Below are 18,497 nucleotides of genomic sequence, written 5' to 3'. Positions count from 1 at the left end.
CCGCCGGCGTGGTGACCGGGAGAAGGCTACTTCTCGGCAGCCGCCTCTTCGCTCTGCTCGGCCGGAGCCGCAGCGCCGTCTTCTTCGACAGGGATAAGCGAGATCTTGCCGCGGTTGTCGATGTCGGCAATCTCGACACGCAACTTCGAGCCGACGCTCACGACGTCCTCGACCTTGGCAATGCGCTTGCCGCTGCCCAGCTTCGAGATGTGCACCAATCCGTCGCGGCCGGGAAGGAGCGACACGAACGCACCGAAGGCGGTGGTCTTGACGACCGTGCCCAGGAAGCGCTCGCCGACCTTCGGCAGCTGCGGGTTGGCGATGGCGTTGATCATGTCGATCGCGGCCTGCGCGGACGGGCCGTCCGTCGCACCGACGAACACGGTGCCGTCATCTTCGATGGAGATGTTGGCGCCGGTCTGCTCGGTGATGGAGTTGATCATCTTGCCCTTGGGGCCGATGACCTCACCGATCTTGTCGACGGGGACCTTGATGGCCGTGACGCGCGGGGCGAACGGGCTCATCTCGTCGGGGGTGTCGATGGCCTCGGCCATGACCTCGAGGATCGTCGCCCGCGCATCCTTGGCCTGCGACAGCGCGCCGGCGAGGACCTTGGACGGGATGCCGTCGAGCTTCGTGTCGAGCTGCAGGGCCGTGACGAAGTCCTTCGTGCCCGCGACCTTGAAGTCCATGTCGCCGAACGCGTCCTCGGCACCGAGGATGTCGGTGAGCGCGACGTAGCGGGTCTCACCGTCGACCTGGTCGGAGACGAGGCCCATGGCGATACCGGCGACCGGAGCCTTCAGAGGCACACCGGCGTTGAGCAGCGCGAGCGTCGACGCGCACACGGAACCCATCGAGGTGGAGCCGTTGGAGCTGAGAGCCTCCGAGACCTGACGGATGGCGTACGGGAATTCCTCGACGCTGGGCAGCACGGGCATGAGTGCCCGCTCCGCCAGCGCGCCGTGACCGATCTCGCGGCGCTTCGGGGAACCGACGCGTCCCGTCTCACCGGTGGAGTACGGCGGGAAGTTGTAGTGGTGCATGTACCGCTTGGTCGTCTCGGGTCCGAGGGAATCGACCTGCTGCGCCATCTTCACCATGTCGAGGGTGGTGACACCCAGGATCTGGGTCTCGCCGCGCTCGAACAGAGCGGAACCGTGGGCACGCGGAACGATGGCGACCTCGGCCGACAGCGAACGGATGTCCGTGATGCCACGGCCGTCGATGCGGAACTGGTCGCGCAGGATGCGCTGACGGACCAGCTTCTTCGTCAGCGAACGGAATGCCGCGCCGAGTTCCTTCTCGCGACCCTCGAAGTTCGGGGCGACCTGCTCGAGGACCTCGACCTTGACCTCGTCGGTCTTGTCGTCGCGCTCCTGCTTGCCCGCGATGGTCAGTGCCGCGCTGAGCTTCTCCGCTGCGGCGGCCTCGACGGCTGCGAACACGTCGTCCTGGTACGCCGGGAAGACGGGGAAGTCACCGGTGGGCTTGGAGGCCTTGGCCGCGAGCTGCTGCTGCGCGGTGCAGAGGCGGGCGATGAACGGCTTGGCAGCCTCGAGGCCCTCGGCCACGATCGCCTCGGTGGGAGCCTGTGCGCCACCGTCGATCAGGGAGATCACGTTGTCGGTGGCTTCGGCCTCGACCATCATGATCGCGACGTCGGCGTCGTCACCGCTGCCGGAGACGATGCGACCCGCGACGACCATGTCGAAGACGGCGTTCTCGAGCTGCTCGACGGTGGGGAATGCGACCCACTGGCCGGCCTTGTTCTCGTCCGAGGTGATGAGCGCGACGCGCACACCGCCGACGGGTCCGGAGAACGGCAGTCCGGCGATCTGGGTGGAAGCAGACGCGGCGTTGATCGCGACCACGTCGTACAGGTCCTGCGGGTTCAGGCTCATCACCGTGACGACGACCTGGATCTCGTTGCGCAGACCGTCGACGAACGACGGGCGCAGCGGGCGGTCGATCAGGCGGCAGGTCAGGATCGCGTCCGTGGAGGGACGGCCCTCACGACGGAAGAACGAGCCGGGGATACGGCCCGCCGCGTACATGCGCTCCTCGACGTCCACCGTCAGGGGGAAGAAGTCGAAGTGCTCCTTGGGGTGCTTGCTGGCGCTCGTCGCGGACAGCAGCATCGTCTCGTCGTCCAGGTAGGCGACGACGGCGCCGGCAGCCTGCTGCGCGAGGCGACCGGTCTCGAAACGAATGGTGCGGGTTCCGAAGGACCCGTTGTCGATCACGGCGGTGGATTCGAACACGCCCTCATCGACCTCTACTGCGGAATTCTCTGTCATCTCTTCTTTTCACTTCCCTCTCGTCTTCGCCGTACCCGCGGGGGCGTTCTCACCCTCCTGGCGAGAACTGCGCACCTGAGGGACATCCCCCTCTCGAGTTCTCGGGATGTCGCTGTGCGGAGGCGGCCGTCGATCGAAGTCCCCCGGACCGTGTCCGGAAGACCACTACCGAAGACCGACACCACATTCTCGGGTGCATACGGTAGTGCTGCCCTCGGCAGCTAACGCCGATAGCCAGCGAGGCCCAGTCTAAGCAAGGCCCCGCCGGCTACCGGAGTGATTTGCGATCGAAATGACCGCTGTGTACGAAACTCAGCGACGCAGGCCGAGACGCTCGATCAGCGAGCGGTAACGCTCGATGTCGACCTTCTGGACGTACTTGAGCAGACGACGACGGCGTCCGACCAGCAGCAGGAGGCCGCGGCGGGAGTGGTGGTCGTGCTTGTGCATCTTGAGGTGTTCGGTGAGATCGACGATGCGCTTGGTGAGCATGGCCACCTGCGCCTCCGGCGAACCGGTGTCGGTCTCGTGCAGGCCGTACTCGCTCAGAACCTGCTTCTTTTCTTCGGTGGTCAATGCCACTGGTTCACTCCTGGTGATGACGTTCGCGTGCAAGGATCGAAACTCGGCGCGGCCACCGCGAACCGCAGCGCACGCCAGCGGTCTACTTTACCAGCTGAAATGGGACGGCTTTACCGCACGTCCTCCGACGCCGCCAGGATCGCACGCGCACGCTCGGCGTCCTTGCCCATCGCGACGATCAGGTCGTCGACCGAATCGAATTTTTCCATCCCGCGGAGCCGCTCCACCAGATCGACGGCCACGTGCTGGCCGTACAGGTCGGCTTCCCGGTCGAGGACGAAGGCCTCCACGGTGCGCGTCCGCCCGGAGAACGTGGGATTGGTGCCCACCGACACGGCGGCCATGTACCGCTCGCCGGAGGTGACCGTGCCCAGGTCGACTCCGTGTCCGAGCACGGTGAACCAGGCGGCGTACACGCCGTCCGCGGGAATCGCGGCATACATGGGCGGCGCGACGTTCGCCGTCGGATAGCCGAGCTGCCGTCCACGACCGTCGCCGTGGACGACGACACCCTCGACGCGGTGCGGACGGCCGAGGGCCTCCGTCGCGGCGGCCATGTCGCCGGCGTCCACGCACGACCGGATGTAGGTGGACGAGAACGTGACCGCGTGCTCCGCGAGCAACGTCACACCGTCGACGGCGAACCCGAACCGGTCTCCGATCTGACGCAGCAGGTCGACGTTGCCCGCAGCCTTCTTGCCGAACGTGAAGTTCTCACCGACGACGACATCCGCCACGTGCAGGCGCTCCACGAGGATCTCGTGGGCGTACCGCTCCGGCGTCAACTTCATGAATTCGGCGGTGAACGGCATGACGCAGAACACGTCGATCCCCAGCTCCTCCGCGAGCTCCGCCCGGCGGGCGAGCGTCGTGAGCTGGGCGGGATGACTGCCCGGACGAACCACTTCCATCGGATGAGGATCGAAAGTCATGAGCACGCTGGGTATTCCACGCGTGCGGGCAGCCGCCACCGCTCGACTGATCAGTTGGGCGTGACCTCGGTGCACGCCATCGAATACGCCGATCGTGAGAACACAACGACCCCAGTCGGCAGGAACCTCGTCGAGACCACGCCATCTCAGCACGAGTGGCAGCCTACGGTGCCGCGCGCCGATGTTCATCTCCGGACCGGGTGTCCGGCCGCCCCGCGCGCCGGCGAAGCGCCACGACCTCGCGGTTCGTGGTCACCCGGGCCGTCCCCCGGCGACGGATCAGGTGTGTCGATGTGTCTCGCCGGTAAGACTTGCCTAAGCTCGATGGCGTGGCCGTGAACAAGAATGACCAGAGCGTGACCGAGGACTCGACCTCCGAGACCGGGGCTCTCTCGGCAGTGGCGCAGGACTACCTCAAGGTCATCTGGACCGTTCAGGAGTGGTCGCAGGAGCGGGTGTCCACGAAATTGCTCTCCGAGAAGATCGGAGTGTCGGCGTCCACCGTGTCGGAAGCCATCCGGAAACTGTCCGACCAGGGTCTCGTCGATCACGCCCGATACGGGTCCATCGCCCTCACCGAGGCGGGGCGCGTCGCCGCCGTCGGAATGGTCCGCAGGCACCGCCTCATCGAGACGTACCTGGTGCACGAACTGGGATACGGCTGGGACGAGGTGCACGACGAGGCGGAGGTACTCGAACACGCCGTCTCGGATCTGATGATCTCCCGGATGGACGCCAAGCTCGGCCATCCCGAGCGCGATCCGCACGGCGATCCGATTCCCGCGGTCGACGGCTCGGTGCCCACTCCTCCGGCACGCCAGCTCAGCGACTTCGTCAACGGCGAGAGCGGCCGCATCGCCCGGATCTCGGACTCCGACCCGGCGATGCTGCGGTACTTCGACTCGGTCGGTGTGGCACTGGACGTCACGATCACCGTGCTGGAGCGACGCGACTACGCCGGAACCGTCTCGATCCGGCTCGGCACGCACGACGACTCCATCGAGCTCGGAAACCCCGCCGCCCAGGCCATCTGGCTGGTGTGAACCGCTACCTCAGGGTCGCGGGGCGGACCACCATCACCGAGCTGGCCCGCCGTCCACGTTCCTGGAGCAGCGCGATCGTGTGCCCGCTCGGATCGATGGCAGCGTAGACGCCCTTGATACCGATCGGCTCGAGCCACCGGCCCTGACTGATCGATTCGGCCTCGTCCTCATCGATCTGCCGGTGCGGGAACGCGGTCTGCGCGGCGGCATCGATGTCGAGACTGACCCCCGGCTCCTCGGCCAGCTGTTCCAGCGTGCGCGCGTGCTCGAGCGTGAACGGTCCCACCCGGGTCCGTCGCAGCGAGGTGAGATGTCCGCCTACGCCGATCAGTGCGATCCCCAGATCACGCGCGAGGGCCCGGACGTACGTGCCGGAGGAACATTCCACCTCGACGTCGAGGTCGACGAACGTGCCCTCGGTTCGCCTCGCGACGACCTCGAACCGGGACACCGTGACCGAGCGGGGAGCGAGTTCGAACTCCTCGCCCGCACGGATCAGTGCGTGCGCGCGCCTGCCGTCGACCTTGATGGCGCTGACGCTCGACGGGATCTGCTGGATGTCTCCGGTGAGGGTGTGCACCTGCGCGGCGATCTCCTCGTCCGTCACGCCGGACGCATCGGCCGACGCCACGACCTCGCCCTCGGCGTCGTCGGTCGTGGTGGCCTGACCCAGCCTGATCGTGGCCGTGTACGCCTTGGTGGTCAGTGCGAGGAGCCCCAGCAGCTTCGTTGCCCGCTCCACACCGAGCACCAGCACCCCGGTGGCCATCGGGTCGAGAGTGCCCGCGTGCCCGACCTTCCGGGTGCCGAGCAGCTTGCGGCACCGGGCCACCACGTCGTGGCTGGTGACGCCCGCATCCTTGTCGACGATGAGCAGTCCGGCGCCGACGAGACCGGAAGAGGGCTTTTCACGTGCAGACACGAGGCCCGATTCTGCCAGCCCTCGTCACCGCACCGAAATCAGTGCACCGCACAGTACCGAAATCAGTGCACCGCAATGGCGGTGATGATCAGGCCGTCGGACACCATCCACCGTCCGTCGAACGACGCCAGCGGTGGGCCGTCGACCGTCTCTCCGGAGATCAGGAGATCCGAATGGAACGTGCCCGTGCCGTCCCCGGACGCCTCGAACGTGATGTGCGCGTCCTCGAACCCCAGCCACCGGGCGGTGAGCGGGAACCACGCCTTGTACGTCGCCTCCTTGGCGCAGAACAGCAGCCTGTCCCGGTGCACGGGACCGCCGGTGGCGGAGCGCCACAGCCCGGAGTCCGCCGCGCCCGACAGCCAGTCGCGTTCGGCGTGCAGGCTCACGGCGTCCAGCACACCGTCGGGCAGCGCCTCGTGCGGTTCGGCGTCGATCCCCACGGACCGCACCTGCATGGCGTAGCCGAGCACCGCGCCGCGGTAACCGTCGCAGTGGGTGAGGCTTCCGACCACGCCGCGCGGCCACACGGGGGACCCCTTGTCGCCCCGCAGAACAGGGGCCTGGTCCACGCCCAGCTTCGTCATCGCCAGGCGGGCGCAATGACGTGCGGTGGTGAATTCGCGGCGCCGCTTCTCCACCGCCCTGCCGATGAGCGCCTCCTCCTGCGGGTGCGGACGCAGGCCCGGCGGATCGTCGAACAGTTCCGACGACACCACTCCGGCAGGCAGAATTCTCTCGATCACAGGGCCCCCCTCGCCCGCATCTTCTCCACTTCGGCTTCCTGTTCGGGGGTCACCTTGAAGTGGCCGCCCCACTTGTTCAGTGTTCCCGGCGGGTACTCCGGCACCGGGAGGATCTGCCGCAGGAGGCGGTCCGGGAGTCCCCGCCGCTGCCACTCCCGCGGGTAGCCCAGCGACACCTCTTCGAACCGCACACCGTCGTAATAGGTGGTGCGCGGAATGTGCAGATGCCCGTACACGGCGCAGACGGCGTTGTACCGGGTGTGCCAGTCCGCGGTCAGTTCGGTACCGCACCACAGGGAGAACTCCGGGTACCACAGCACCTGCGTCGGTTGACGCACCAACGGGAAGTGGTTGATCAGCACGGTGCGGGTGCCCGTGGGCAGGGCGTCCAACCGGGCCTTCGTCGCCTCGACGCGGCTGCGACACCAGGCATCCCGGGTTCCGTAGGGTTCGCTCGACAGCAGGAACTCGTCCGTGGCCACCACGTTCTTCTCGCGCGCGATCGCGAGACCTTCCTCCTTGGTGGTGGCACCGTCGGGCAGGAACGTGTAGTCGTACAGCAGGAACATCGGGACCAGGGTGATCGGGCCGTCCTCGGCCTCCCACACCGGGAACGGGTCCTCGGGGGTGATGACGCCGATCTCCCGGCACATGGTGACCAGGTAGTCGTAGCGGGCGGCGCCGTGGATCTGCACCGGGTCCTTCGCCGTCGTCCACAGTTCGTGGTTGCCGGGGACCCAGATGACCTCGGCGAAACGACTGCGCAGGAGTTTCAGCGCCCACCGGATGTCGTCGGTCTTCTCCGAGACGTCGCCCGCGACGATCAGCCAGTCCTCGGGCGAGTCGGGATAGATGTCCTCGGTGATCGGGCGGTTTCCCCGGTGCCCCACATGGACGTCGCTCACCGCCATCAGTTTGGGTGCCACGTCAACCACCTTTCCGATCGTGTTCCGCCGCCGGATCGCTGTCCGATCCGTGTCGTGTCTGCAGATCGGACCCGACCACTGCCCAGCGGCCCGTTCCGACGCGCCACACGACCGCGAGCATCCGAAGAAATATGAACACCGTGAGACCCGTCCAGATTCCCGCCAGGCCCCAGTCGTGCAGCATCGACAGCCAGATCAGTGGGAGGAATCCGACCAACGCGCAGGACAGCGTGGCATTCCGGAGGAAGGCGACGTCACCGGCCCCGAGCAGCACCCCGTCGAGGGCGAACACCACTCCGGCGACCGGCATGATCGCGACGAAGAACCACCACGCCACCGCCATCTCGTCGAGCACGGCCTGATCGGAGGTGAACAGTTCGGGGATCACCCCGTGGCCGAGGGCGAAGATCAGGGCGAGCCCTGTCGCGAAGATCGTGGACCATCGGGTGATGCGCCACGACAGTCGCGTGGCGCCCTTGGCGTGTCCGGCGCCCAGCGCGGCACCGACCAGCGCCTGTGCGGCGATCGCCAGGGAGTCGAGGGTGAGGGCGACGAGGTTCCACAGCTGCAGCACCACCTGGTGCGCGGCGACCGCCGCGGCACCGAACCGGGACGCGACGGCGGCAGCCGAGAGGAAACACGCCTGGAAGGCCAGGCTCCGCAGGATCAGATCCCGGCCGAGCACCATCTGGGCGCGCATGACGTGCCACCGCGGACGCAACGGCACCCGCTCGACCATCAGCGCTCCGACGAACAGGCTCGCGGACACCGCCTGACCGATCACGTTCGCGACCGCCGAACCCTCGAGTTCCAGCCGCGGCGCGCCCCACAATCCGTGCACCAGCACCGGGCAGGCCACGGCCGACACGGCGAGACCGGCGATCACGAAACGGAGGGGCCGCACCGTGTTCTGCACGCCGCGCATCCACCCGTTGCCCGCCATCGCGACGAGAATCAGCGGGGCCCCGAACACCGCGATCCGCAGCCAGCTCTCGGCGGCCGCCGCGATGTCGGAGCCGCCGGCGATCGCCGAGGTGACCGGCCGCGCGAACAGGTGGGCCAGCGCGATCACGAGCGCGCCGATGCCCAGTGCCAGCCACGTGGCCTGCACGCCCTCCCGGACCGCGCCGCGCTCGTCGCCGGCACCGTGCATGCGGGACGCACGCGCCGTCGTGCCGTAGGACAGGAACGTCAGCTGCGTGCTGACCTGGGCGAGGATGAGACCGCCGACGGCGAGGCCCGCGAGCGCCAGGGCGCCCAGCCGACCGACGACGGCGATGTCGAAGAGCAGATAGATCGGTTCGGCAGCGAGGACACCGAGCGCGGGCAGCGCCAGCCCGAACACCGTCCGGGCGGTCGCGTCGCCCGTGACTTCCGAGACGTCAGCCAACGAATTCGGACCTCAGCCGAGCGACTCGACGAGCGAGGTCACGATCTCGTCCGCAGAGCACTCGGCCGTGTAACCGGCGGCGAACCGATGACCGCCGCCGCCGAGATACCCGGCGACGACCGACACGTCCACGTCGGACTTCGATCGCAGCGACACCGACCAGGTGCCGTCCACCGCCTCCTTGAGGACGGCGGCGACCTCGGCCTCGGACGTCGTCCGGACGATATCGATGACGCTTTCGATCTCCTCCGAGCGGAGGTCTCCGATGTAGGCCCGCCGGATGACCGCGTACACCAGTCCACGCCCTCCCGCTGCGTCGGGGACGAGCGTCGCCGATCCGAGCACCGAGGACAGCATGGGCAGCCAGCCGAACGGGTGAGTGTCGAGCAGGCGCCGCGCGATGCGGGCTCCGTCGATTCCGGTGGCGAGCAGCCTCTCGGCCAGCGTGTGGGTGCCGGGCTGCACCCAGCGGAACGAACCGGTATCGGTCACGAGTCCCGCATACAGGCAGTGCGCGAGATCGGCGTCGATGTCCACACCCCACAGGTCGAACATCTGTGCCACGACAGCGGTCGTCGACTCCGCGGACTCGTCGATCAGGTTCATGCGACCGAAGCGGGTGTTGGACCGGTGGTGATCGATGACGAGGGTGTCGCCCGCGTTCGCGAGCCGGTCGGCGAGCTTCCCCAGACGCCCGGCACTGCCGCAGTCGACGGTCACGAGCAGGTCGACGTTGCGGCGCACCTGATCCGCCGGCACCAGCAGGTGGGTGCCCGGCAGTTCGCGCATCGACTCCGGTAGTTCGTCGGGCGCGCCGAACGCGACCTGTACCGGAATCCCTTTGCGCTCGAGCACCAACGCCAGGGCGAGCCCACTGCCGATCGTGTCGGCATCGGGTTGGACGTGACACAGAATCGTCACCGACGTCGCGTTCTCGAGAACGGCGACCGCCTGCGGCAGAAACACCTCGTGACGATCGAGATCAGACAGGGACGTCTCCTGAGTGTGGGTCATGTCGGTTCGTGTCAGTCCGCCTGGCGGGAACCGGAGGGCTCGTCGACTTCCGCGTCGTCCGCGTCCTCGGCTCGGGGCTCCTTGTACGGGTCGGGGTCACCGGCCGGGGACGCACCGGCCGCGACACGCGCGACCTCGTCGTCGGCGGCGCGTGCGCGGGCGAGGAGTTCCTCCATGTGCCGCGCGGTGTCGGGGACCGTGTCCGCGACGAACGTCAGCGTCGGAGTGAACCGGACTCCGGTGCCTGCGCCCACCTTCGAGCGCAGAACGCCCTTCGCCTTCTCCAACCCCGCGGCTGCGGCGGCGAGGTCCGGTTCGGACTCGAGGTCGGCACCCATCACGGTGTAGTACACGGTGGCGTCGTGGAGGTCGGCCGTCACCTTGGTATCGGTGATCGTGACGAACGCCAGGCGAGGGTCCTTGATTTCGTGGTCGATCGCCGTCGCGACGATCGTGCCGATGCGCTTGGCGAGTTTGCGTGCCCGGGCGGGATCCACCATGACAATCAGACTCCTCTCCCTGGCCGCTGGATAAGTTGTGAAGTTGCGTGTGTAGCTGTAGTTCATTCTGCACGCCGGGCCGCGGATGCGGCGGGGCGGGCAGGGCACTCCGAGTCAGTCCTCGGGGCCGAAAATCCGTCGCCGGACCGCAAGGAGTTGCAGTTCCGGCAGCTCGGCGACGTGCCGTTCGCACGTATCGAGTACCTCGTGTACGTGATCGACCGCCGAACTCGCCATCGTGACACCGAGCATCGACCGGCGGTACCGATCCTGTTCCCCGGTCTCCGCCGCCGAGACGCCGTAGCGTCGCAGCTCCGCCAGAACCGGTTTGACCATTGCACGCTTCTCTTTCAGAGATCGCACGTCACCGAGCAAGATGTCGAGCTCGAGCGCACCGACGTACAAACTTTCCTCCTTCGGGGAGACGTGCGCTCCCCCGGCCGAGTCGATCGGCCGGAGAAGCGCACGCCGGATGACGCTGCTGCGTCACCCCAAACGGATGGCGACTAGTCGCGCGGCTTTTCCCGAAGCTCGTAGGCCTCGATGACGTCACCGACCTTGATGTCGGAGTAGGTGAGCGTCAAACCGCACTCGTAACCCTCGCGTACCTCGACAGCGTCCTCCTTCTCCCGCTTCAGCGAGGAGATGGTGACGGTCTCGGCGACAACCGTGTTGTCACGCAGCAGCCGGGCCTTCGCATTGCGACGGATGGTACCCGAGGTGACGAGGCAACCGGCAATGTTGCCGACCTTGGACGAACGGAACATCGCGCGGATCTCCGCCTTGCCCAGCTCGACCTCTTCGTAGATCGGCTTGAGCATGCCCTTGAGAGCCTTCTCGACCTCGTCGATGGCCTGGTAGATCACCGAGTAGTACCGGATGTCGACGCCCTCGCGGTTCGCCAACTCGGTCGCCTTGCCCTCGGCGCGGACGTTGAACCCGATGATGATCGCGTTCGACGCGGCGGCCAGGTTGACGTTGGTCTCGGTGACGCCACCGACACCACGGTCGATGACCCGCAACTGCACCTCGTCGTCGATCTCGATGCCGTGCAGGGCCTCTTCCAAGGCCTCCACGGTTCCCGAGTTGTCGCCCTTGAGGATGAGGTTGAGCTGCGACGTCTCCTTGAGAGCCGAATCCAGGTCCTCGAGGCTGATGCGCTTGCGGCTCTTCGCGGCCAGCGCGTTGCGCTTACGCGCATTGCGCCGGTCGGCGATCTGACGGGCGATGCGGTCCTCGTCGACCACGAGCAGGTTGTCGCCTGCACCGGGGACCGACGTGAAGCCGACCACCTGGACGGGACGCGAGGGCAGGGCCTCGAGCACGTCGTCGCCGTGCTCGTCGACCATGCGGCGCACACGTCCGTATGCGTCGCCGGCCACGATCGAGTCGCCGACCCGCAGCGTTCCGCGCTGGATGAGCACGGTAGCGACGGGGCCGCGTCCACGGTCGAGGTGCGCCTCGATGGCGACACCCTGAGCGTCCATGTCCGGGTTGGCCCGCAGGTCCAGGGCAGCGTCCGCCGTCAACAGCACGGCTTCGAGCAGTGCGTCGATGTTGGTGCCCTGCTTCGCCGAGATGTCGACGAACATGGTGTCTCCGCCGTATTCCTCGGCGACCAGTCCGTACTCGGTGAGCTGCTGCCGGATCTTGTCCGGGTTCGCGCCTTCCTTGTCGATCTTGTTCACCGCGACCACGATCGGCACGTCGGCCGCCTGGGCGTGGTTGATCGCTTCCACCGTCTGAGGCATGACGCCGTCGTCGGCGGCGACGACCAGGATCGCGAGGTCGGTGGCCTTGGCACCACGGGCACGCATGGCCGTGAAGGCCTCGTGACCGGGGGTGTCGATGAACGTCACGAGACGCTCGTTGCCGTCGAGCTCGGTCAGCACCTGGTAGGCACCGATGTGCTGCGTGATGCCGCCGGCCTCGCCCTCACGGACGTTGGCCTTACGGATCGTGTCGAGCAGTCGGGTCTTACCGTGGTCGACGTGGCCCATGACGGTGACCACCGGCGGACGGGACTCGAGGTCCTCTTCGCCACCTTCGTCTTCGCCGTAGGTGAGGTCGAAGCTGTCGAGCAGCTCGCGGTCCTCGTCCTCGGGGCTGACGACCTGGACGACATAGTTCATCTCGCCGCCGAGCAGTTCCAGCGTCTCGTCGTTGACCGACTGGGTCGCCGTCACCATCTCGCCGAGGTTGAACAGTGCCTGCACCAACGCTGCGGGGTTCGCGTCGATCTTCTCAGCGAAGTCCGACAGGGATGCACCGCGGGCGAGGCGAATGGTCTCGCCGTTGCCACGGGGCAACCGCACGCCGCCGACGGCGGGCGCCTGCATCGAATCGTATTCCTGGCGCTTCTGACGCTTCGACTTGCGACCACGACGCGGGGCACCACCGGGGCGACCGAACGCACCTGCTGCCGCACCGCGCTGACCGGGGCGTCCACCGCCGCCGGGACGACCGCGGAAACCACCTGCGGGTGCTCCGCCACCGGGCGCGCCTGCGCCGGCACCGGGGGCTCCGCCACCGCGGTATCCACCGCCGCCGCCACCGGGACGACCGCCGGGGGCTCCGCCGGGACGGCCGGGACGACCGCCGGGAGCGGGACGTGCCGAACGTGCAGGCATCGCGCCCGGGTTCGGGCGAGGAGGCATCGAGCCGGGGCTGGGACGGGGACCGCCCTGACCGGGAGCCGGACGGGGACCGCCCTGACCCGGTGCCGGACGAGGTCCACCCTGACCGGGAGCCGGACGGGGACCGCCCTGACCGGGAGCCGGACGAGGTCCACCCTGTCCGGGAGCCGGACGGGGTGCACCCGGACGCGGTGCGCCGGGAGCGGGGCGGGGTGCCGGACGCTCGGCGGGAGCCGAGGAGTACGGGTTGTTACCGACACGCGGGGGCTTCGGGCCGGGACGGGGTCCGCCGGGCTTGGCGCCCGTGGACGGAGCCGCGGGTGCACTGGCAGCCGGGGCTGCGGGTGCGGCCGGAGCTGCGGGTGCGGCCGGAGCCGGGGCAGCCGGGGTGGGCCGACCGGGCTTGGGAGCATTGGTCGCCGGGGCAGCCGGGGTGGCTGCGCTTGCCGCGGGGGCGGCCGGAGCCGGGGCCTGCGCCTCGGGGGTAGCCGCGGGGGCTGCCGCAGCGGGTGCGGCCGGAGCCGGAGCCGGAGCCGGGGCTGCCGGCTTCGGGCCGGGACGGGGACCGCCCGGCTTCGCTGCGGTCGCCGGGGCGCTCGGCGCGGGTGCGCCGGGCTTGGCAGCCGGACGGGCTGCGGAATCGGCGGACTTCGCCGACGGGAAGGATTCCCGCAGACGCCTGGCGACGGGCGCCTCCACCGTGGAGGACGCCGACTTCACGAACTCGCCCTGCTCCTTGAGCGTTGCGAGTAGTTCTTTACTTGTGACACCGAGTTCTTTAGCCAACTCGTGCACGCGGGCCTTGCCTGCCACTGCTCTCCTCACTGATGAGGTCGAGCAGGAGGCTCCCCTGAGAGGGGCCCGCACGACCTCGGGTTATCTCCGATGGACGATCATCGCTGGTGCTTCACGGTGTGCTCATGAGTGCTTGTGCCTGTTCTGTTCGAGAGGTACTGCTCTGGGTGGGTGCCCTGCTCGTACCCAGTGGTCGACTTCTGACGTGTCGACACTTCCGGACACTCGCAGTGCTCTGCCGAATGCTCGGCGTCGTTCCGCGAGACTCAGGCAAGCCTCGACGGGGTGCAGCCACGCACCTCGACCGGGAAGCCTGCGCCTCGGGTCCGGGGCGAGAACATGACCTTGCGGCCCGCTCTCACTAACCACAACCCTGAGCAGATCGACAGCCAGCGCGCGCTCCCTACATCCTATGCATGTTCGGACCGGTGAACCGGTAGGAACGCGCGCAGAATCGGGATGCTCATGCTGAACCATTGACCACTCTACCGCCGACTCGCCCCGATCTCCGCATTCCCGGCTCAACGACTGGTCGCGGCGGGTCCGCCTGCCGACTCGGGGGCGGGTGCGGCGTCACTGCGGATGTCGATTCGCCACCCGGTCAAGCGCGCAGCAAGACGGGCATTTTGCCCTTCCTTGCCGATGGCGAGGGACAGCTGGAAGTCGGGGACGACGACACGCGCGGCCCGCGCCTCGGGGTCCACGACAGTGACGGAGACCACTTTCGACGGCGAGAGCGCGTTGCCGACGAACCGGGCCGGGTCTTCGTCGAAGTCGATGATGTCGATCTTCTCGCCGGCCAGTTCGCTCATCACGTTGCGCACCCGCTGGCCCATCGGCCCGATGCACGCGCCCTTGGCGTTCAGTCCCTGCACCCGCGACTGGACGGCGATCTTCGACCGGTGCCCGGCCTCCCGGGCGACGGCGATGATCTCGACCGAACCGTCCGCGATTTCCGGAACCTCGAGCGCGAACAGCTTGCGGACGAGGTTCGGGTGGGTGCGCGACAGCGTGATCTGAGGTCCGCGCTGCCCACGGGCCACACCGACGACGTAGCACTTGAGCCGCTCGCCGTGCTCGTAGTTCTCGCCGGGCACCTGCTCGGCGGGCGGGATCAGGCCCTCGGCGCCGCTGGCCTCGCTGCCGATCCGCACGACGACCATGCCGCGGGAGTTCGCGCGGGTGTCGCGCTGGATCACGCCGCCGACGATCTCACCCTCGTGGGTGGAGTACTCGCCGAAGCTCCGCTCGTGCTCGGCGTCCCGCAGCCGCTGGAGGATGACCTGGCGGGCGGTGGTCGCGGCGATCCGGCCGAAACCTTCCGGGGTGTCGTCCCATTCCTCGCCGACCATATTGCCGTCGGCGTCGACGTCGTGCGCCATCACCCGCACGATGCCGCTCTTGGTGTCGACGTCGATCCGCGCGTGCTGCTGATGCCCCTCGGTGTGCCGATAGGCGGTGAGCAACGCGGTCTGAATGGTCGAGATGACAGTCTCGATCGAGATGCCCTTGTCGGCCTCGATGGCGCGCAACGCCGCAATGTCGATATTCACTTGTCCAACCCCTCTACTACTTCTTCATCTTCCGACGCGGGTGCGTCCGCGGGTGCCACGCGACCTTCGGGAATCCCGCCGGCGAGTTCCAGCTCCCTCGGGTCGGGTTTCGAGAATTCCACCTGCACAACAGCTTTCTGAATGTCCGGGAGCGCGACGCGCCGAACCTCCGGGCCGGTGCGCGAGCCGATCACCACCGCGACCGAGTCGCCGTCGAGGACGCCGATCCGACCCACGACGGTCTCGTGCGCGAGATCGATACGCGCCTTGCGGCCGCGTGCCCGGCGCCAGTGCCGCTCGTGCGTGAGCGGCCGGCCGATACCGGGAGACGTGACCTCGAGCGTGTACGGCGACTCCCCGAAATCGGACACCGAATCGAAGACCTCGGAGATCTCGTGGCTCAGGTTCGCGACCGCGTCGAGTTCGAGTCCGGCGTCACTGTCCACCATGATCCGGACTGCGCTGTGCCGACCCGCGAGGGTGACTGCAACGTCCTCCAAGTCGTAGCCCTGGCGTTGCACCAGATCGGAGATGAGCTCCGTCACCCTCTCCTTGGATGGAACCGGCATCGGGGAAGCTCCTCGTTTCAGTTGTCGCTCGTCGTGTTCGTGGTCTGGCAGGTCATCGTGCTGCGCACGCAGCACCGCGAACCCGCCGGGACGGGTTCGAGCATCTAAGAGTAACGCCGATTCGAGGCGTCCGTGACCAGCCCCGGTGCTCGATTCCCGGGATCGCGGCCCGACCTGGCACCATGGACCGGTGCTCATGCCCACCGTCTCCCGGCCCCCGACATCCGGTCCGGCCGTGTCCCGGCGCACCGCTCTCCGGTTCGCAGCAGCCTCGGCGTTCGGCGTCGCGAGCGTCTCCCTGCTGGCGGGGTGCGCCGACGACGCGGACTCCGACACCGAGGTCGATTCACTCGTCGCACAGTCGCGTCTGGCTCGTCGTGACGCCGCCGGCGCGGCGGCCACGATCGCGCTGCTCCCCGATCGCGGTGCGGCACTCGAACTGGTCCGCGCCCAGCGCACCGCACACGCCGACGCACTGGACGCCGAAATCGCTAGGGCTGCAGGAACTTACCCGGACGGTACCGCACCGACCACGTCCGCTCCCCCGTCGACGACACCGACCGCTCCGGCGCCGCCGCCCGGTCTCGATCAATTGCGGGCCGACCTGGCCGAGTCGCAGCGCAGCGCAGCCGATTCGGCGCGCACACTGACCGCCTACCGGGCGGGGCTCTGCGCGTCGATCAGCGCCGCGTGCGGAACGTATCTGGCGGTGGTGCTGCCGTGACGACACCCACCGAAGCCGAGGGTAAGAGCCTCGCCGACGCGCTGACCGCCGAACATTCCGCGGTGTTCGCCTACGGAGTGGTCGCCGCATTCTCGAATCCCACCCGGGCCACCCAGGTGGCCACCGCCGCCGCGGCCCACCGGGCGCGCCGGGACGGGCTCCTGGACACGCTGACCGCGGCAGGGCTGACGGCCCCGCCCGCCGAGGCGGGCTACACCCTGCCGTTCCCGGTCACCGATCCGATCACGGCCGCGCAGCTGGCGGCCCAGGTCGAGGCCGACACCGCCGTCGCGTGGCGGGCCGTCGTCGAACACGGTGAGACGGACGACACCCGCACGCTCGGCGTCACCGCGCTGACCGAGGCGGCCGTCCGGGAGGCCACCTGGCGCGTGGCGCTCGGGACCGATCCGGTGACCGACCCGTTCCCCGGCGGATCCTGACGACGCGCAGGTTCCCGCCCACCGGGATTCTGCATCCACGCGGCGCGTTCCCGGCCTAGCGTCTCTCCCGACACGGTGAACGGCAACGGGAGGACGGCGGAGTGGACGAACGCTCGGTGGAGCAGCGTCTGGCGGACCTGGAGCGGATCGACGCGATCAAGGCGCTCAAGTACCGCTACTGGCGAGCGTGCGACGGCAAGGATCCGGACGCGTTCCGCGCCTGCTTCGTCTCGACCGGGGCGTCGATCGACTTCGGTCCGCTCGGCCGGTTCGACGACGCCGACCGGCTCACGGACATCTTCCGCAGGATCGCGCTCCACGAAGTGGACGGCAAGCACGTGATCCTCGACATGCACCACGGCTTCCATCCGGACATCGTGATGCACAGCAACACCGAGGCGTCGGGCGCGTGGACGCTGAAGTTCCGCCAGGTCGATCTGCTGAAGGGGACGGAGACCGTGTCCTCCGGCGAGTACGACGACGCTTACCGTCTCGAGGACGGCGGCTGGCGAATGTCACGATGCCACTTCACCACTCGATGGTCGATCACCCGCCCGCTCACCCAGGACACGGTGGTCGTCCAGTGAGCGCCGGGGTAGCCCTGGTCACCGGGGGGAGCCGCGGCGTCGGCAAGGGTGTGGCGACGGCGCTGGGAGCCGCCGGGTGGACCGTCTACGTCACCGGGCGCGGCCCGGTGACGGACGACAGCCCGCTGTCGGTGTCGGCGCGAACGGTCACCGGTGCCGGTGGGACCGGCATCGCGGTGGCCTGCGATCACCGCGAAGACGCAGATGTGCGTGCGCTGTTCGCCCGGATCTCGGAGGAGCAGGCCGGCCGACTCGACCTGCTGGTCAACAACGTGTGGGCGGCGCCCAAGGGATTCGGCGGGTTCAGCACGCCGTTCTGGGAGCGGCCGCTGGACGACTGGGACTCGCTGATCGGTGTCGGACTGCGCGCCCATTACGTCGCGTCCGTGGAGGCTGCGCGGATGATGGTGCCCCGCCGCTCCGGGTTGATCGCGAACATCTCGTCGTTCGGGACCCGCGGGCATCTGCACTCGGTGCTGTACGGCATGTCCAAGGCCGGGCTGGACAAGATGGCCAGCGACATGGCGGCGGAGCTGGCTCCGCACGACGTGCGCGCGGTCTCGCTGTGGCCGGGCATCGTCCGGACGGAGATGATCGTCGCCAGCGGCCTCGAGACCATCGCCGGCTTTCCCGTCGCGGACGCCGAGTCCCCCGAGTTCATCGGCGAGGTGATCTGCGCCCTGACCGCGGACCCGACCCTTCCTCAGCGCAGCGGCCACACCTTCGTCACGGCGGAGCTGGCCGTCGAATACGGCATCACCGACACCCAGGGCCGGACCCCTCCCTCACACCGGGAACCGTTCGGCGGCGGCCCGCTGTTCTGAGCCGCCGCCTCGCG

The 18,497-nt window shown here is 68.4% G+C and carries 19 protein-coding genes; 5 read left to right on the top strand and 14 right to left on the bottom strand.

Annotated elements, in window-relative coordinates; genetic code table 11:
- Positions 1 to 26: 26 nt before the first annotated feature.
- The 3 genes from ACNJ7E_RS22120 to ACNJ7E_RS22110 form a co-directional block, all read right to left on the bottom strand.
- The gene (locus ACNJ7E_RS22120) at positions 27 to 2,300 is read right to left on the bottom strand and encodes a polyribonucleotide nucleotidyltransferase (protein WP_005240683.1); all 2,274 of its coding nucleotides are present in this window, start codon (positions 2,298 to 2,300) and stop codon (positions 27 to 29) included.
- A gap of 312 nt (positions 2,301 to 2,612) precedes the next feature.
- On the bottom strand, positions 2,613 to 2,882 hold the full coding sequence (rpsO, locus tag ACNJ7E_RS22115; RefSeq protein ID WP_005240682.1) for a 30S ribosomal protein S15: 270 nt from the start codon (positions 2,880 to 2,882) through the stop codon (positions 2,613 to 2,615).
- Between the two features lie 110 nt (positions 2,883 to 2,992).
- Positions 2,993 to 3,967, bottom strand: coding sequence for a bifunctional riboflavin kinase/FAD synthetase (locus ACNJ7E_RS22110; RefSeq protein WP_025432373.1), 975 nt, complete (start codon positions 3,965 to 3,967; stop codon positions 2,993 to 2,995).
- A gap of 176 nt (positions 3,968 to 4,143) precedes the next feature.
- On the opposite strand from ACNJ7E_RS22110, the gene ACNJ7E_RS22105 reads away from it, so the two are divergent.
- A complete protein-coding gene (locus tag ACNJ7E_RS22105; RefSeq protein ID WP_280784649.1) occupies positions 4,144 to 4,857 on the top strand; it encodes a metal-dependent transcriptional regulator in 714 nt (237 codons plus the stop codon).
- Positions 4,858 to 4,861: 4 nt separating this feature from the next.
- Here the strand turns inward: ACNJ7E_RS22105 and truB are convergent, their stop codons facing one another.
- From truB to rimP, 11 genes are all read right to left on the bottom strand, one after another.
- A complete protein-coding gene (truB, locus tag ACNJ7E_RS22100; protein ID WP_418340956.1) occupies positions 4,862 to 5,779 on the bottom strand; it encodes a tRNA pseudouridine(55) synthase TruB in 918 nt (305 codons plus the stop codon).
- Between the two features lie 62 nt (positions 5,780 to 5,841).
- Positions 5,842 to 6,525, bottom strand: coding sequence for a 4'-phosphopantetheinyl transferase Npt (gene npt / locus ACNJ7E_RS22095; RefSeq protein ID WP_418340955.1), 684 nt, complete (start codon positions 6,523 to 6,525; stop codon positions 5,842 to 5,844).
- Positions 6,522 to 7,451 (bottom strand): metallophosphoesterase family protein, encoded by a 930-nt coding sequence (locus ACNJ7E_RS22090; protein ID WP_280784646.1) that lies wholly within the window; start codon positions 7,449 to 7,451, stop codon positions 6,522 to 6,524. Before ACNJ7E_RS22090 ends, npt begins: the two co-directional genes overlap by 4 nt.
- Before the next feature lies 1 nt (position 7,452).
- On the bottom strand, positions 7,453 to 8,841 hold the full coding sequence (locus tag ACNJ7E_RS22085) for an MATE family efflux transporter (protein ID WP_418340954.1): 1,389 nt from the start codon (positions 8,839 to 8,841) through the stop codon (positions 7,453 to 7,455).
- A 12-nt stretch (positions 8,842 to 8,853) separates the two neighbouring features.
- Complete coding sequence (locus tag ACNJ7E_RS22080) at positions 8,854 to 9,855, bottom strand: DHH family phosphoesterase (RefSeq protein WP_280784644.1); 1,002 nt, start codon at positions 9,853 to 9,855, stop codon at positions 8,854 to 8,856.
- Between the two features lie 11 nt (positions 9,856 to 9,866).
- Entirely contained in the window at positions 9,867 to 10,355 is a 489-nt protein-coding gene (rbfA, locus tag ACNJ7E_RS22075; RefSeq protein WP_105419283.1) for a 30S ribosome-binding factor RbfA, read from the bottom strand.
- Positions 10,356 to 10,469: 114 nt separating this feature from the next.
- Positions 10,470 to 10,760, bottom strand: coding sequence for a DUF503 domain-containing protein (locus tag ACNJ7E_RS22070; protein ID WP_005240674.1), 291 nt, complete (start codon positions 10,758 to 10,760; stop codon positions 10,470 to 10,472).
- Positions 10,761 to 10,861: 101 nt separating this feature from the next.
- Positions 10,862 to 13,804, bottom strand: coding sequence for a translation initiation factor IF-2 (gene infB, locus ACNJ7E_RS22065; RefSeq protein WP_317571349.1), 2,943 nt, complete (start codon positions 13,802 to 13,804; stop codon positions 10,862 to 10,864).
- Between the two features lie 105 nt (positions 13,805 to 13,909).
- Positions 13,910 to 14,263 carry a YlxR family protein gene (locus ACNJ7E_RS22060; protein WP_280784643.1) on the bottom strand — a complete coding sequence of 118 codons (354 nt, stop codon included), beginning with the start codon at positions 14,261 to 14,263 and terminating at the stop codon, positions 13,910 to 13,912.
- A gap of 44 nt (positions 14,264 to 14,307) precedes the next feature.
- Positions 14,308 to 15,339: a transcription termination factor NusA gene (gene nusA / locus ACNJ7E_RS22055; RefSeq protein WP_105419289.1), complete on the bottom strand. Its 1,032-nt coding sequence runs from the start codon at positions 15,337 to 15,339 to the stop codon at positions 14,308 to 14,310.
- Positions 15,336 to 15,908 (bottom strand): ribosome maturation factor RimP, encoded by a 573-nt coding sequence (rimP, locus tag ACNJ7E_RS22050; RefSeq protein ID WP_418340953.1) that lies wholly within the window; start codon positions 15,906 to 15,908, stop codon positions 15,336 to 15,338. The genes nusA and rimP overlap by 4 nt, the downstream gene beginning before the upstream one ends.
- A gap of 196 nt (positions 15,909 to 16,104) precedes the next feature.
- On the opposite strand from rimP, the gene ACNJ7E_RS22045 reads away from it, so the two are divergent.
- The 4 genes from ACNJ7E_RS22045 (at position 16,105) to ACNJ7E_RS22030 (ending at position 18,483) form a co-directional block, all read left to right on the top strand.
- Positions 16,105 to 16,632, top strand: a complete 528-nt coding sequence (locus ACNJ7E_RS22045) for a hypothetical protein (RefSeq protein ID WP_105419410.1) — start codon at positions 16,105 to 16,107, stop codon at positions 16,630 to 16,632.
- Complete coding sequence (locus tag ACNJ7E_RS22040) at positions 16,629 to 17,072, top strand: ferritin-like domain-containing protein (RefSeq protein WP_418340952.1); 444 nt, start codon at positions 16,629 to 16,631, stop codon at positions 17,070 to 17,072. The genes ACNJ7E_RS22045 and ACNJ7E_RS22040 overlap by 4 nt, the downstream gene beginning before the upstream one ends.
- Before the next feature lie 101 nt (positions 17,073 to 17,173).
- Positions 17,174 to 17,659, top strand: coding sequence for a nuclear transport factor 2 family protein (locus ACNJ7E_RS22035; RefSeq protein ID WP_283334750.1), 486 nt, complete (start codon positions 17,174 to 17,176; stop codon positions 17,657 to 17,659).
- On the top strand, positions 17,656 to 18,483 hold the full coding sequence (locus tag ACNJ7E_RS22030) for an SDR family NAD(P)-dependent oxidoreductase (RefSeq protein ID WP_283334751.1): 828 nt from the start codon (positions 17,656 to 17,658) through the stop codon (positions 18,481 to 18,483). The genes ACNJ7E_RS22035 and ACNJ7E_RS22030 overlap by 4 nt, the downstream gene beginning before the upstream one ends.
- Positions 18,484 to 18,497: the final 14 nt, after the last annotated feature.

The organism is Rhodococcus mengyinensis, assembly GCF_048381435.1.
Taxonomy (GTDB): domain Bacteria; phylum Actinomycetota; class Actinomycetes; order Mycobacteriales; family Mycobacteriaceae; genus Rhodococcus_F; species Rhodococcus_F opacus_D.
The sequence above is the reverse complement of the archived record's forward strand: the minus strand, read 5'-3'. Positions and strand labels throughout refer to the sequence as shown.